Origin of the sequence: Cytobacillus purgationiresistens, assembly GCF_030813235.1 — a bacterium.
In the GTDB taxonomy this organism is placed as follows: domain Bacteria; phylum Bacillota; class Bacilli; order Bacillales; family Cytobacillaceae; genus Cytobacillus; species Cytobacillus purgationiresistens.
In genome coordinates this window covers 33,459-46,707 of the sequence record NZ_JAUSUB010000019.1, presented here as the reverse complement: position 1 = coordinate 46,707, position 13,249 = coordinate 33,459, and the positions used below count along the sequence as shown (strand labels likewise).

Here is a 13,249-nt window from a genome sequence, read left to right as displayed (position 1 = left end):
TATGAGGTTATTTGTTGATCTTTCAAATGAAGAAAAGAGAAAGCTCTTCTATAAGGAGCCAGAATCGTTCAACAAACATACAAGCAAAGAAGTATTATCTTATGCCCTAGGCGCTACCTTATACATGCCTGCAACAAGACCGAATATTCATCAGGATTTAGTAACAAAAAAACATGCAGGATTAACATCAATCGTCATTTGCCTTGAAGACTCTATCGGGGACAATGAGGTAGAAAGAGCAGAGCAGCTTCTCCAAAATGAACTTCAAAAGCTTTATTGTGATATTTCAAAAGGCTATGTTTCTTTGGATGATTTGCCGCTGATATTTATTAGAATAAGAAACAATGAGCAACTGTTACGGCTGAGAGATTGTCTTCAAGAGGAATGGGGATTATTGACTGGCATAGTTATTCCGAAGTTTTCACCTGATTTCGGAAAAAGGATCTTAGAACAAGTCTCGCAATTAAACAAACAAGGCCATTCCCTATACGTAATGCCCATTTTAGAAACAAAGAATATTATTTTTAAAGAGACAAGAATGAATGAACTGATATTAATTAAGTCTATTCTCGATGATTATTATGATTTAGTTCTTAATGTAAGAATGGGAGCCACTGATTTTTGCGGACTATATGGAATTAGAAGAAACACGGATACAACCGTATATGATATTGCAGTTATTAATGACTGTATAGCCGATATTTTGAATATCTTTTTAAGGTCCGATAAGGCGTATGTTGTTTCAGGACCAGTGTGGGAGCATTTTGCATCGAAAGAGAGAATGCTTAAACCACAGCTTCGGAGAACGCCTTTCAGAGAACGGTATGGTGAAGAAGGAGTAAATTTTAGATCAGAATTAATTAATAGTCAGATGGATGGCTTTATCAAGGAAATTTTGATGGATATCACGAATGGAATAACAGGGAAAACAATTATTCATCCAACCCATATTAAGCCTGTCCAGGCATTGAATACAATCAACTATGAAGAGTATCTTGATGCCAAAAGCATTATAGATCAAGCTGCTGGGGAAAAGGGTGTATTAAAGAGTGCCTTTTCAAATAAAATGAATGAGATTAAGCCGCATTATTATTGGGCACAAAGAATCCTTTTAAAATCAAGAATCTATGGGGTGCTTCATGAAGAATTCACGTACATTGACTTGCTGCAATCAGAAATCCACACTGGACATTCTCAGTCAGTTGAAGGTTCATATACAAATAACTGACAATCCATATGGGCTGAAATTAGAAGAACTATTTGAGATGGCTGCAAGAATGAATAAAAAAAGATCCTTCTTATTCGTTAGTAAACTATTAGGCAAGCACATCCCGATTAACCCTGCAACAGGGCTGGCCACAGGCCTCTTACTTGCGAATCGATATATGGAAGCTGTGTATGACAAAGAGATTGGTAAAAAAGAAGAATGGCTTAGCTATTTATCAGGAGAGCATAAAGTGATAGATGATTCTCCATTCATCGGTGAAGGTATTAATCCTGTCATTATTGGATTTGCTGAAACTGCAACAGCGTTAGGACATGCTTTTTACCAATCGTTTACTCAGGCAGATTTCTTTCACACAACAAGGGAGATTTTAAAAAGTCAGACATCAGTCATCAACTTTGAAGAGGAGCATTCACATGCAACCTCCCACCGCTCCTACATTCCAGAGGTTTTGCTGGATAATAGCAGGGAGATTATTTTAGTCGACGATGAAATGACGACTGGTAAAACGGCAATAAATATCATCCGGTCGATTCAAGAAAAATATCCAAGAACCACTTATTCGGTTGTTTCCATATTAGATTGGCGTTCGGATGATCATAAGAAACAATTTGCACTGCTCGAGCAAGAGCTAGGAATTAGGATAAAAGCTGTAAGCTTGCTGAGCGGTACCATAGAGGTTGACGGTGCCCCTGAGCCAGGAAATCAACAAATAACTGACTATAATCAATCGCAAGTGACTCCATTCATAGAAGAAATCTACCTAGAAGAAATATTTCCACAAGAATTAGAGGGTGTGGAACAAGTTTCAGTCACACTAGATGGTGTCGAGAAATCAATTCCTTATATGAGAGAGACGGGCAGATTTGGACTGCATGCCACAGAAAACGCCTCTATTCATCTAAGGCTAGAAACAATTGCTGAAGAGTTGAACCAATCTAGGACAGGTTTAAATACCCTCTGTTTGGGCACGGGTGAATTTATGTATATCCCCATGAAAATCGCAAGTATGATGGGGGACGGTGTAAGCTATCATAGTACAACGAGAAGCCCGATCTACACGTTGAATCAGAAGGATTATGGGGCGAAATTCGGCCTATCCTTTCCTAATCCTGATGATCAGCAAATCGCTCAATTTGTATATAATATCCCTCCTAAAGAATATGATGAAATATTTGTTTTCTTTGAAAGAGCAATTACAAAAGAAAAGCTTGCACCATTTTTAGCAGAGTTAGAAAAAACAGAAACACCCAATGTTAAAATAGTCTATTTTAAAGGGGGAAAACCTTAATGCATCAAATGGAGAAAAAAAGCCATTTTGGATCTTATGCTCAAGATGATGTTATTTTTCTACTTAAGGATTTGAGTACCTTCCAGCTTGAAGGTAAGACAGAGCAACGGGAAAAGGCGATACAATCAGGCCAGCATTATAGTGAAACGCTTCCCATAGAATACCAGCCTCCAGCCCCTTACTTGCAATTATTTCATGAAACACTTCAAGAATATAAGCTGAAGGTTGCGTTATGCACTGGAATTGTTGCAGAGCAGATATTAAGTAAAAAAGGCAGTCAGACCGTTCTCGTTTCATTGGCCCGTGCCGGTACACCAATTGGTATTATGATCAAAAGGTATCTAAAACAGAAATACCAAATTGATCTTCCCCACTATAGTATTTCTATTATTAGAGATAGAGGAATTGATGAAAATGCTCTCCATTATATTCTGCAAAACCACCCAGGTAAAGAGATTCAATTTATTGATGGTTGGACAGGTAAGGGAGCGATTTCTATTGAGTTAACCAAAGCATGCAGCCTATTTGAAGAAAGATATGGCATTAAACTTGATGACACACTTGCAGTTCTGGCTGATCCAGGTCATTGTACAACGATGTTTGGTACGAGAGAGGATTTTCTTATTCCGAGTGCTTGCCTAAATTCAACTGTGTCCGGTCTTGTCAGTCGGACGGTATTAAATGATCAGCTTATAGGAGTACTGGATTTTCATGGAGCAAAGTTTTATAAAGAATTAATGGATGCGGATGTGTCAAACGAATACCTTGATATCGTTTCTGCCTTGTTTCCACAAATCGAAGCAGATGCAGAAAGAACCGCTGTCAAACTAATGGATCACGTGCAGGAAGTTTCTTTTAAAGGGATGGATGAGGCAAAAAGGATTCAAAAGGAATTTATGATTGAATCCTCCCATTTTGTTAAGCCTGGAGTAGGTGAAACAACGAGAGTTTTACTTAGGAGGGTTCCATGGAAAATCCTAATGAAGGAAAAGGATAGCCCTTATGTGCGTCACATATTGGCGCTTGCCAAAGAACGCGGTGTTGAGATTGAGTATTATCCAAACATGTCTTACACTTGCTGCGGTTTAATTAAGAAGGTGGGTCAAGATGCATGATGCTGTTTGCCAGTGATTTAGACAGAACGCTTATTTATTCAAAGCGGGCTTTAGCAGAGTTCCAAGAGGAAGGTCGTCTAGACATTTTACCAGTTGAGTTCCAAAATGGTGAGGAAATGGCATATATAACGAAATCTTCACTGGAAACACTGCATAATATTGCTAAGGAAGTGCTTTTTGTCCCTGTAACAACCAGGACGCCAGAGCAATATAACAGAATTGATCTTCAGCTGCCCATTACCTATGCAATCACGTCTAATGGTGCAAACATCTGCTATAAAGGGAAAATTCTTAATGAGTGGCATCAGCTTGTGTTAAGAAGGTTAAGCGATGAATGCTTAGATATAGAAGCATTAATGAAGGATATCCACCAATTTTCAATTGATGGCATCAGAAAGGTAGCTGATGGTTTATTTTTCTATTATATTTTGGCTGACCCCCTTCCAGCAAACACTGTTCATGAGCTTTCGCAATTTGCCTTTTCCGAAGGTTGGCGAATATCCTTGCAGGGACGAAAAATATACTTTATGCCAAACCCAATCAGTAAAGGGAAAGCTGTAAATTTTATAAAAGAAAGAGAAAATATCAGCATCTCCTATGGGGCTGGAGATTCATTATTAGATGATGATTTTTTGCAAGAATGTGATCATTCATTTGTTCCAATTCATGGAGAGCTTGCTAGCCTTATCCAGTCTGGGAGAATCTATGAATTTACAGCGGAAAAGGGTATGCAGGCGACAGAGGAATTGCTTCAATCGATTGAAGAGAAGTTGCATTCATACCGGGAAATTTATGAATCAGCCAGCAGCTTGCTTAAGAGACAATAGAGGCATGCACCAAACGCGTAAAAACAGACAAAAACGATTCCAGCTAGGAACAGTGACTGATGTATAGGGTAGAGGAATATTGTAAGGAATGATGACCAGAAAAATAAATCAAACAACACAAAAAAGTTTGAGCTTACTACCGACTCGATTGCATGTAATTCATCATCAATGTTCGGTAGTCTTGATTTCTTATATAATAACCTCATAGTAAACCATCCTTTTCGTATTCCAGCGTCTGTATTGATAATGAAAATATATGCTGGGATGGGCTCATTGGTGAAAAACGGTGAAACCTTTTTCGATGCAAGTACGTAGAAAACTAATAAGCATTAAGAAAACAGTAAATTCGTGTGATATGATAGTAGTAACTAAACTAATACTATAAGATTTTCTTTATTTACTGATTTATATACACGCGCGAATGAATTCTCCAAGTGTATATAATGACCGGTGAGACTTATTATTAAGGAACAATCTTTCGCTTTAAAAGGGAAGGGATTAAAAAAATGAATGCATCTTACAGCCATATAAAGAATCATATTATACCGGTTACTTTTGAAACCTATCCAGAGCAGCTTGATAAGCCAATTAAAGAGAGACCGCTGTTTGAAATGAGAGATAGGACCTTACATACTGGCCAGATTGTCGCAAGGTTTTTAGGTGTTCCTTTTGACGAGGATGAATACTTCAACCTTTTATTTGACTTCGTCAATCGCGAACAGCAGCCCTTGACTTTGTTAAGTGACGACACTTTGGATAAAACAATGGATAATCAGCAGTTTCAGGCGATCCAGAAAGTGTTGAATATCAATCAAGATCAAAAATTATCTATCAATCGGTTTGTCGCTTTTCTTGATGGAGATCAGCTATTGCTGAAATCATCCAACCCAGCCATTCATAGGAAAATTAGAGAAGCAATGATGGATATGTTAAAGCTCTTTGATGAAAAGGAAACTAGCGGTTTAAAAAGCCCTGAATTGCGGAGAGTATTGACTGATACCATTAAATGGTCTAAAAACCATGTAGGTGACAAATTAACATCATGCAATCCAGAAATTGAATTACCGAAATTCATATGGTATGGCAATGCAAAGAAAACCCATTTTTATTTCCTATACTATCTGCAAAGACTTGGTTGTGATATTCTGGCAGTTTCTCCTTCAGGGGAAGATGTCTTTGCTGATCCAGCTGTAAATCTTGAAGGATCACTCGTACATTCTTTGCCGAATAAGAAGGAAGCAGAGCCATTCCCAACTGAAAAAAGAAGAAGGAAATCAACTGTAGCCTATAGAGCATCTAAGGAAATAGAGACGATTCTCAACCATGAAGGATCAGGTCTATATAAACCTTGGCAGCTCAGGGATTATACACCTTCATCAGTCACGTTAAAAACAACCTATGATGAGCTATTTCTCCTCCTCAAAGAAAAGGCAATGATACGTCCTAACTTTGAGGTGAAAAATGGGCAGGTGAAAATTCCTACCATATTTTCTAAGATTCAAGGTGTGAGTAAGAACCGCAAGGAATATTGGGATCGTTTACATGCCATCATCGAATACGAAAACTGTTTGATGGCAAAAAGACTACCATTCTCAAATAGCATGAATAATGACTTTCGTTATCACTATCGCAATTCGCTAGATCAGGGTGGATTGCCTGATCCGCAAAAAATCATTGCTTCTCATTATTGGAAATTTAAGCATTTACCGAATGGGTTGCAGAATGGAATCGCCATGGCTATCCGAAATATGTGTGCCCGGCCTTTATTAAAGCCGCTTTCTCAAGAATCAGAGGAAGATGTGAAAATTTATTTATTTGCACAAAGCATGCAAATTCCTCCAAGGATGATTCAACTCTTTCAAAAATTTGATTATTCTCAGGATGTACCAACATTCATCCTTTATAATAATGAAATGGATGGGATGATGGGGAGAACAGATGCTGTATTATTGCTATTACTGAATCAGTTTGGTGTAGACATCGTCATTTATAACCCTGCGGGACATAATGATGTAGAGAACTTCATTGACGAGAGATTATACGATACCCATTGGTTAGAGGATGTCGTATTTGAACAAGAATTTAAAGAACCATCGATTTTGAAAAGTGCAATTACCAAGATATTTAAAAAATTCTAAAGGAGATAGATAAATGAATACAGTTCAACCCAATCTAGATTTAATAAAAACAAATCCTGAAGAAAAATTGACAGAAGCAAGTGCGAGTGAAATTAAACTGGCGCTCCGACAAAATACGGAAGTGCAGTCTTTAGCCAGCTCAATTGATGAAAGAGATCAAATTCAAATATTAGAATTTGGTAAAGAGCCAGCACAGCAAATCTCTGGATTCTCTGATCAAATCTTAAACAATATGAGAACAACGAAGGTAGAGGATTCAGGCGAGTTACTAAAGCAGCTTGGAAAGATTATGGATAAGTTCGATGCAAAGGATTTCGAACAGGATAAAGGCGGATTTTTAGGCAAATTGTTTAAAAGAGGAGAAAAGCTCGTAGAAAAATTGTTTGGAAAGTATCAAACAATGGGCCAGGAAATCGATAAAATCTATGTCGAGATCTCCAAGTACCAAAGTGAAATGGTCGAATCCACAACCACGCTTGATCAAATGTATGAAGAAAACTATCAATATTATTTATCATTAGAGAAGTATGCGGTAGCTGGACAATTAAAATCAGATGAGTTAAAAGCAAATCAGCTTCCACAACTTGAATCTCGCGCGGCTGCTGGTGATCAAATGGCAACGATGCAATTAGATACTTTAAGAAATGCTGTCGAGCTTCTTGAACAAAGGGTATATGATCTCGAAATGGCAAAAATGGTTGCATTGCAAACTGCTCCGCAGATTCGTATGCTGCAACGAGGAAATACGAAGTTAATTGGAAAGATAAATTCAGCGTTTGTAACGACAATCCCTATTTTTAAAAATGGCTTAATTCAAGCGATGGCTGCAAAACGTCAAAAGCTTGTTGCAGATTCAATGAGTGAGCTAGACAGAAGGACAAATGAAATGCTCGTAAGAAATGCCCAAAACATCTCAACTCAAAGCACTGATATTGCGCGACTTGCGGGTGGACCAAGCATCAAGGTAGAAACGATTGAAGAATCTTGGAATATTATCATGAAAGGTATGCAAGAGACAAAATCAATCGAAGAAGAAAACCGTCGCTTACGTGCAGAAGGTACGAAGAAACTAGAGCAGCTTCAAGATAATTTCAAAAAAATGAAAAATCAAGGTTAATGGAATAGATAGAGATAGATAAATAATATACGAGGTGACTAAGGATGGCTATCAATTTACAAAAAGGTCAAAGAGTAGATTTAACAAAAGGAAACCCAGGCTTATCAAAGATTTTAGTTGGGTTAGGTTGGGATCCGGTTCAAACTAAAAGCGGTGGCGGCATATTAAGCTCATTATTCGGAGGCGGTGGCGGTCCAAATATCGACTGTGATGCCTCAGTTATCATGCTCGGTGAAAATGATAAATTGAAAAATAATAAAGATGTTGTATACTTTGGAAATTTAAAAAGTAATGACGGTAGCATCCAGCATACTGGAGATAACTTAACAGGTGATGGAGACGGCGATGATGAGCAAATTCTCATTGATTTAAACAAAATTCCAACTACTATTCAAAAACTTGTATTCATTGTTAATATCTATGATTGCGTAAAACGTAAACAGCACTTTGGAATGATTGAAAATGCTTTTATTCGCATCGTTAACTCTGCAAATAATCAAGAAATCATCCACTTTAACTTAACAGAAAACTACAGCGGAAAAACCAGCCTAGTAGTAGGTGAAATTTACCGCAATGGAGATGACTGGAAATTCGCAGCTGTAGGTACTGGAACAACTGCACCTGGCCTAAGTGAAATCGTCCGCTCATACGCATAATGCAAAGCTGGCAGAGAAAGGGTTATATCCTTTCTCTGCCAGCTTTTTTTTATAGATAAGAATTTTTCCTTAAGTAAGTGTGTTTATTTACACGGAAATAATCCAAGAATATCGTTTAGCATAAGACGTTCATATTTACTTAAAGCCATCGCTCTAACTCTATGTTGTGCTGAAAATATTACAACATATTCTAAGGAGCACGTAGATTAGGTTATTCTCTCATCAGAAAAAGTCCGGGCCTGACCAAGATAAAAGGCCAATCGTTTCGTTCGCCTTCTCCTATTGATTCCTCAGTTTTCCAATTATTAATAACCCTCCTCCCGTTTAATAGCAGATTTCATATGTTATAATTTAAGATATTATTAGCATAATAGAGCTTATTTACACTTGGTAAGGCTGACGGGAAGGAGTGCATCATTTATGAAAAAAATGCTATATATCGTACTTATCCTTGCTGTCTCATTAGCCTTAATGGGAAGTTCACAGGCAGATATCGGTGCAATTAGATTTAAGGATTTCCCTGCGTCTTCTTCCTTGAAATCCTCTTTAGAGCTGCAATCTCCGAAACAAATAGGCGACATTTTTTTGTTACCTGTAGAGCCTTTTGATGAAAGTGAAGCTGCAAAGATAATTAGCAGAATTGACCACTTGCCGTCTGCACTCCTTACTAAGATCGTTAAGGAGAATATTCAGATTAAGCTATTCTCAGGAAGGTTAACTGAAAATCCGACAGCCAGTCATCTTGCTGGCATCATTCCACGAGGTTATAAGAGTGGACTTACTTGGGATGAAGTGCCTGGAATGGGTGGCGGAAAAACCGTTCTTGTTAAGATTGGATTTAGTGAGAAAGGCAAAGGGCATGGCACAATTAATTTAGAGCTCCATGAGCTTGCTCATTCAATCGATCGATATGTATATGATGGGATCCGTTTTAATCAAGCCTTCCAATCGATTTGGAAAGAGGAACGTGAAAAGCTGTTTCCTGGTCATGCTTACTTTGCTACTTTCCCAGAAGAATATTTCGCAGAAGTGTTTGCGTTGTATTATTTAGATGCTGCGAGCAGGAGCTTCTTATACCAGCACGCACCGAAATCATTTTCTTTCATAAAAAATTTATAAAAATTTTCGCTACTCATTATAAAATACGATAGAATAATACGAGTAACTATAAAAAAGGTTGTGTGAAAAAATGAAACAATACTTACAGCTTTGTGAACATGTTTTACAAAATGGAACAAAAAAAGAGGATCGAACAGGTACAGGTACAATCAGTACATTCGGCTATCAAATGCGTTTTAATTTACAAGAAGGGTTTCCTCTTCTTACAACTAAAAAACTACATTTAAGATCAATTATTCATGAGCTTCTATGGTTTTTAAATGGAGATACGAATGTGAAGTATCTTCAAGACAATGGTGTGCGTATCTGGAACGAGTGGGCAGATGAAAATGGTGATTTAGGCCCCGTTTATGGGCATCAGTGGCGTTCATGGACTGGAGCAGATGGAAATACTGTAGACCAAATTACCGATCTCATTCATCAAATTAAAACCAATCCTGATTCTAGACGTCTTGTCATCAATGCATGGAACGTAGGAGACTTAGATAAAATGGCATTAGCTCCGTGCCATTGCTTGTTCCAATTTTACGTATCGGATGGCAAGCTATCCTGCCAGCTATATCAACGCTCAGCCGATGTATTCCTTGGCGTGCCTTTCAATATCGCTTCGTATGCCGTTTTAACGCATATGATCGCGCAAGCCTGTGACTTAGAGCCTGGTGAGTTTGTTCACACCTTTGGTGATGTTCATATCTATCAAAATCATATCGAACAAGTCAATCTTCAATTAACAAGAGAGGTTAGACCTTTGCCAAAACTAATCATTAATCCTGAAGTAAAGGATATCTTCAGTTTTAAATTTGAGGATTTCTCATTGGAAGCTTATGATCCACATCCACATATTAAAGGAGCAGTAAGTGTATGATATCTTTAATGTGGGCAATGGATGAGAACAGGGTAATCGGCATTAATAACGAGCTTCCTTGGCATTTACCAGAGGATTTAAAGTTCTTTAAGCGAACGACGATGGGACACCCAATTGCCATGGGGCGAAAAACTTGGGAATCGATCGGCCGTCCTCTCCCTGGGAGAGAAAATATTGTTATCACAAGAAACAAGGATTTTTCTCCAGAGGGAGCAACGGTGTTAAATAGCTTGGATGAATTGATCGACTATAGCAATAAACTAGATCAAGATGTTTTTGTAATTGGCGGAGCAGAAATTTTCAAATCTGTTCTCCCTTTCTCTGATCATTTATATATGACAATGATCCATCATCAATTTGCGGGAGATACCTATTTTCCTGAATTAGATTTGTCAGATTGGAAAAACCTCTCCACTGAAAAAGGGTTAAAAGATGATAAAAACCCGTATGATTATGAGTTTAAAATTTATCAGCGTAAATAAGAAAAAGATAAAGGTGCAGTCGTATAAGTCCCGTAAATAAAACGGTTGAAGGAAATTAATCAATTTCCTCCAACCGTTTTTGTTTTTAGAGGTCTTTCTCGAAATGGTAATTGAATATTTGAATCAGTCCGGGCATTAGTTTAGCTGGTCAGCTTGTCATTGTATCAATTAGGTAACTAGTTTAACCACTTAGTGACCGGTTCGCCTGTCACTGTGTCATTTCGTAAGGGGTTCCCAAAGATGTAATTTGGTTGAAAAAGTAATGAGAAAATAAAAGTTGATTTAACAGAATGCATTTTTAAATTAGGCAGTAGTGGTTAATATTAACCTTTTTGGATAGCTTTTTAATTGCGCATAAAAGTAATGATTCATTTGACTATTTATAATTATTAGATTATTCTAATAAAAAGTGATATTGTATACAGTCGACAAAAAGTGAGAGGTGAGATCCATCGTTAGTGTAATAAAAAAAGGAGTTACATTAAAAGAACAGGTATATGACTATTTGAAGGAACAAATCATTCTAGGAGAGCTTAAGCCTGGTGAGAGATTGGTAGAAGGTAAGGTGTCAGAGGCATTAAACATAAGCCGAAGTCCCATTCGAGAGGCAATAAGAATGCTTGAAAAAGATGGGTTATTACTCGTGAATCAATCCGGTGGTGTGAATGTTGTTAAACCTTCAATCAAAGATTTTCAATACTTATATGAGTGCAGAGTTGAAATGGAGCCTGTGGCGGCTTATTTTGCTGCGCAGCGCCGAACAAATGAGCAGCTTGAAACGATTCGTACACACTTGCTGCAGATGGAAGGGCTCCCAGAACAAAAGAGAATGAAAAAGATCCATGATATTAATGTTAATTTTCATGAGTCTGTTGTTAAAGCAAGTGCAAATCCCTTTCTAATTACAGTCATTAATCAGTTCAGGGGTATCAATAGCTTTTATAGAAAATCAATATTAGAAGAGAAGCCACTTCATTTTGCAGATGCATTTAATGAACATCAAAGGATTTTTCAAGCAATTGTTGATCAAGATGCGAACGATGCTAAAAAGCTAATGAAGGAACATATTGAAAACGATTTCATTATCTTTATGAGGCTAAGTAATCATGGGGTGGAGGGAGAAAGATGACTAAAAAGAAACCACTCGAGGGAATCAAGGTTTTAGAATTAGGTAATTTAGTGGCTGCGCCATATGCGGGAAAGATTCTATCAGAGTTTGGCGCGGAAGTGATCAAAGTTGAAGAGCCAACCAAAGGCGATCCGTTAAGGAATTGGCGTGTCATGCATAAGGATACTTCACTTTGGTGGTATGTTCAATCAAGAAATAAAAAATCTATTACTGTCAATATGCGTGATAAGAACGGTCAGGAAATTATTAAGCAAATAGCAGAAAAGGTCGATGTTGTGCTAGAAAACTTTAAGCCTGGGACATTGGAGAAATGGGGGCTTGGGTTAGAAGAGCTTCGTAAAGTGAATCCAGATATCATCATGACAAGAGTTTCTGGTTATGGTCAAACCGGACCTTATAAAGAGAAGCCAGGTTTTGGCAGTGTGGCCGAGGCGATCGGTGGATTGAGATATTTAACGGGGTACCCAGATTTGCCACCAGTAAGAGTTGGCATCGCACTTGGAGATATAGTGGCCGGCCTGTATGCGGTTATTGGTACTCTAATGGCCATATATGCGCGGGACAATTCAAGCAACGGAAAGGGTCAGGTTGTTGATGTAGCTCTTTATGAATCAGTCTTTAGCCTTCTTGAGGGAATCCTTCCTGAATACGATATGACTGGCTCTGTGAGAGAACGAACGGGAAGTACACTGCCTGGTATTGCACCTTCAAATACATACGAATGTGCTGATGGCAATTTTTTAGTGATAGGCGGAAACGGAGATAAAATCTTTCAGAGATTAATGACGGCTATAGGTAGAGAAGATATAGCCATGGATCCAGTATTCTCAACTAATCAAGGAAGAGCGGACCATGTTGATTTTATAGATAAAGTGATTGAGCAGTGGACAAAACAACATTCATTATCTGAGGCTCAAAGTAAGCTGGATGATGTTTCGGTTCCAGTGGGTCCAATTTATGGTATTAAGGAAATTGTGAAAGATGAACAATATCTGTCTAGGGAAATGCTGCAAGAGGTTAGCTTACCAGATGGGAAAAAGGTTTTAGTCCCTGGTATTGTACCAAAGCTTTCGGAAACACCAGGTGAAATAGATTGGATAGGTCCTAAGCTAGGTGAGCATAACGAAGAGATATTTAAAGAATATTTAAATATTAATCATGAGAAATTGCATGAACTAAAGAAGAATGGTGTGATTTGACAAGACATTGAATCTTTTATATTTTGTAAGCGGTTTCTAAGTAAAGAAATGAGCTATTTTTAAATTTGAATACCACAATATGAGTA

General features: G+C 37.8%; 12 protein-coding genes. All 12 read left to right on the top strand.

Annotated elements, in window-relative coordinates; all coding sequences use genetic code 11:
* Position 1: 1 nt before the first annotated feature.
* The 12 genes from J2S17_RS18930 to J2S17_RS18875 all read left to right on the top strand — a co-directional run bounded on the left by J2S17_RS18930 (position 2) and on the right by J2S17_RS18875 (position 13,163).
* On the top strand, positions 2-1,228 hold the full coding sequence (locus tag J2S17_RS18930) for an HpcH/HpaI aldolase/citrate lyase family protein (protein ID WP_307477335.1): 1,227 nt from the start codon (positions 2-4) through the stop codon (positions 1,226-1,228).
* Positions 1,140-2,516: a phosphoribosyltransferase family protein gene (locus J2S17_RS18925; protein ID WP_307477334.1), complete on the top strand. Its 1,377-nt coding sequence runs from the start codon at positions 1,140-1,142 to the stop codon at positions 2,514-2,516. Before J2S17_RS18930 ends, J2S17_RS18925 begins: the two co-directional genes overlap by 89 nt.
* A complete protein-coding gene (locus J2S17_RS18920) occupies positions 2,516-3,631 on the top strand; it encodes a cysteine protease StiP family protein (protein WP_307477333.1) in 1,116 nt (371 codons plus the stop codon). The genes J2S17_RS18925 and J2S17_RS18920 overlap by 1 nt, the downstream gene beginning before the upstream one ends.
* Positions 3,628-4,458 (top strand): HAD family hydrolase, encoded by an 831-nt coding sequence (locus tag J2S17_RS18915; RefSeq protein ID WP_307477332.1) that lies wholly within the window; start codon positions 3,628-3,630, stop codon positions 4,456-4,458. The genes J2S17_RS18920 and J2S17_RS18915 overlap by 4 nt, the downstream gene beginning before the upstream one ends.
* A 506-nt stretch (positions 4,459-4,964) precedes the next feature.
* Complete coding sequence (locus J2S17_RS18910) at positions 4,965-6,596, top strand: YceG family protein (protein WP_307477331.1); 1,632 nt, start codon at positions 4,965-4,967, stop codon at positions 6,594-6,596.
* 13 nt (positions 6,597-6,609) lie between these two features.
* A complete protein-coding gene (locus J2S17_RS18905) occupies positions 6,610-7,713 on the top strand; it encodes a toxic anion resistance protein (RefSeq protein WP_307477330.1) in 1,104 nt (367 codons plus the stop codon).
* A gap of 44 nt (positions 7,714-7,757) precedes the next feature.
* A complete protein-coding gene (locus J2S17_RS18900; protein WP_307477329.1) occupies positions 7,758-8,369 on the top strand; it encodes a TerD family protein in 612 nt (203 codons plus the stop codon).
* A 420-nt stretch (positions 8,370-8,789) separates the two neighbouring features.
* Positions 8,790-9,488: an anthrax toxin lethal factor-related metalloendopeptidase gene (locus tag J2S17_RS18895; protein ID WP_307477328.1), complete on the top strand. Its 699-nt coding sequence runs from the start codon at positions 8,790-8,792 to the stop codon at positions 9,486-9,488.
* A gap of 70 nt (positions 9,489-9,558) precedes the next feature.
* Positions 9,559-10,353, top strand: coding sequence for a thymidylate synthase (locus tag J2S17_RS18890; protein ID WP_307477327.1), 795 nt, complete (start codon positions 9,559-9,561; stop codon positions 10,351-10,353).
* A complete protein-coding gene (locus J2S17_RS18885) occupies positions 10,350-10,835 on the top strand; it encodes a dihydrofolate reductase (protein ID WP_307477326.1) in 486 nt (161 codons plus the stop codon). Before J2S17_RS18890 ends, J2S17_RS18885 begins: the two co-directional genes overlap by 4 nt.
* A 442-nt stretch (positions 10,836-11,277) precedes the next feature.
* Positions 11,278-11,964: a GntR family transcriptional regulator gene (locus tag J2S17_RS18880; RefSeq protein WP_307477325.1), complete on the top strand. Its 687-nt coding sequence runs from the start codon at positions 11,278-11,280 to the stop codon at positions 11,962-11,964.
* A complete protein-coding gene (locus tag J2S17_RS18875) occupies positions 11,961-13,163 on the top strand; it encodes a CaiB/BaiF CoA transferase family protein (RefSeq protein ID WP_307477324.1) in 1,203 nt (400 codons plus the stop codon). The genes J2S17_RS18880 and J2S17_RS18875 overlap by 4 nt, the downstream gene beginning before the upstream one ends.
* Positions 13,164-13,249: the final 86 nt, after the last annotated feature.

Excerpts from the sequence above, each read along its gene's own strand:
- J2S17_RS18890 (WP_307477327.1), top strand. The coding sequence starts at position 9,559 with ATGAAACAATACTTACAGCTTTGTGAACATGTTTTACAAAATGGAACA.
- J2S17_RS18930 (WP_307477335.1), top strand. The coding sequence starts at position 2 with ATGAGGTTATTTGTTGATCTTTCAAATGAAGAAAAGAGAAAGCTCTTC.
- J2S17_RS18900 (WP_307477329.1), top strand. The coding sequence starts at position 7,758 with ATGGCTATCAATTTACAAAAAGGTCAAAGAGTAGATTTAACAAAAGGA.
- J2S17_RS18925 (WP_307477334.1), top strand. The coding sequence starts at position 1,140 with ATGAAGAATTCACGTACATTGACTTGCTGCAATCAGAAATCCACACTG.
- J2S17_RS18895 (WP_307477328.1), top strand. The coding sequence starts at position 8,790 with ATGAAAAAAATGCTATATATCGTACTTATCCTTGCTGTCTCATTAGCC.
- J2S17_RS18905 (WP_307477330.1), top strand. The coding sequence starts at position 6,610 with ATGAATACAGTTCAACCCAATCTAGATTTAATAAAAACAAATCCTGAA.
- J2S17_RS18875 (WP_307477324.1), top strand. The coding sequence starts at position 11,961 with ATGACTAAAAAGAAACCACTCGAGGGAATCAAGGTTTTAGAATTAGGT.
- J2S17_RS18885 (WP_307477326.1), top strand. The coding sequence starts at position 10,350 with ATGATATCTTTAATGTGGGCAATGGATGAGAACAGGGTAATCGGCATT.
- J2S17_RS18920 (WP_307477333.1), top strand. The coding sequence starts at position 2,516 with ATGCATCAAATGGAGAAAAAAAGCCATTTTGGATCTTATGCTCAAGAT.
- J2S17_RS18915 (WP_307477332.1), top strand. The coding sequence starts at position 3,628 with ATGATGCTGTTTGCCAGTGATTTAGACAGAACGCTTATTTATTCAAAG.
- J2S17_RS18910 (WP_307477331.1), top strand. The coding sequence starts at position 4,965 with ATGAATGCATCTTACAGCCATATAAAGAATCATATTATACCGGTTACT.